The organism is Xenorhabdus aichiensis (assembly GCF_028598775.1).
GTDB classification, from domain to species: Bacteria; Pseudomonadota; Gammaproteobacteria; order Enterobacterales; family Enterobacteriaceae; genus Xenorhabdus; species Xenorhabdus bovienii.
This window is the reverse complement of record NZ_JAQRFO010000115.1, coordinates 1-1,377: the sequence shown is the minus strand read 5'-3', so window position 1 is coordinate 1,377 and position 1,377 is coordinate 1. Positions and strand designations below refer to the sequence as shown.

General features: G+C 37.5%; 2 protein-coding genes. Both read left to right on the top strand.

Annotated features, from left to right (window positions below):
* Nucleotides 1–211 precede the first annotated feature (211 nt).
* Entirely contained in the window at nucleotides 212–595 is a 384-nt protein-coding gene (locus PSI22_RS21155) for a LecA/PA-IL family lectin (protein WP_273581446.1), read from the top strand.
* A gap of 265 nt (nucleotides 596–860) precedes the next feature.
* A partial coding sequence (locus PSI22_RS21150) for an SDH family Clp fold serine proteinase (RefSeq protein ID WP_442316506.1) occupies nucleotides 861–1,377 on the top strand: 517 nt, incomplete at its 3' end.

Here is a 1,377-nt window from a genome sequence, read left to right as displayed (position 1 = left end):
GGGTTAAGTTAAAGGAGATAATTGTCCTTTTTAAATGCTAGGTTTTATCAGTCAGTCATAGGCAAATAGATTTTGTTAATGTCCCACCAACCATTCCGTGCCATCCTAATCAGACGTTCTCTCCAGTATTGATGAACCTTTTTATTGATGTTCACAGGCGGAGAAGTAGCCCCTCATGAAGTTATAAAAATATATTGGAGGTAATACTATGCTGAATAATTGGTCTGTATCTGTTCCTGCAAATGCTGAACAAGGTCAACCTACAGGGCTTTTGCTCAAAGTGGGTGATGTGATATCTGTCGTTGCTAGGGGATGGGTGAAATATGCCTATGCTGATACTGCATCGGCTTCACCTGAAGGCACTATGCCAATGTACCAACCAGTAACACCCAGTTTCTCTTTAATTGCTAAAATTGCCAACAAAACCTACAAAATAGGAAATGGAGTTCTTCGGAAAAAAGTCCCCGTAGATGGTGAATTGATACTCTTTTTCGATGATAGGGCTGGCGCATATAGTGATAATTCAGGGGAATTTCAGGTTAATATCATAGTGGAGTCTCAGGATCTTTTAAGTGACCTTGAGGAAATACAATAAATAACCTCAATATCTAACCCGCAACTTTCTGCGGGTTCATATCAATCATGAAAATCACCTGTCAATAATATAACCCACAAACATAGTATCAATTTGAAATATATTTTTTATCACATTCCCATAAATTAGCTCTCTTTCCATTTCACAGATTAAGAAAGTTCCGATCACATATTAAGGGAAGTGATTTAGTATTATAGGGCACACAGAAAGAGCAACATACTACGCTTTGAAATTAACGTAAAATAAATAAAATCAAGGAATGGAAATGGAGAGTCTGGACAGTACATTAGAAGGCTATATTTGCTATATGTTAAGCGAATTTAGAACAGAATTTTTTCCTGATGCAGATATTATATCTTACTATGGCGGAATAACTTTTTGGTCTAAAAGCGCTTTTCAACCAGTTATTGATGCCTTAGGTAAAGCGGCTCAGCAAAGAGGGGGGTCTAAACTTGTCATCATGCTACAAACTACCGGCGGTAGCGTTGAATCAGTAGAAAAGCTAGTTGAAATAACAAGGCATTTTTACAAAGAGGTTTACTTTATAATCCCTGATTATGCGATGTCAGCTGGCACGATTTGGTGCATGTCAGGCGATAAAATATATATGGATTACTCCTCATCACTTGGACCAATAGATCCGCAAGTTTTATCTTCAGATAACAAATGGGTCCCCGCTCTCGGCTATCTTGATAAGGTAGAAGAAATCATAAGAAAATCGAAGCAAGGTGATGTTACTCAGGCTGAGTTAATGATGTTAAATAGATTAGATTTAGCGGAAT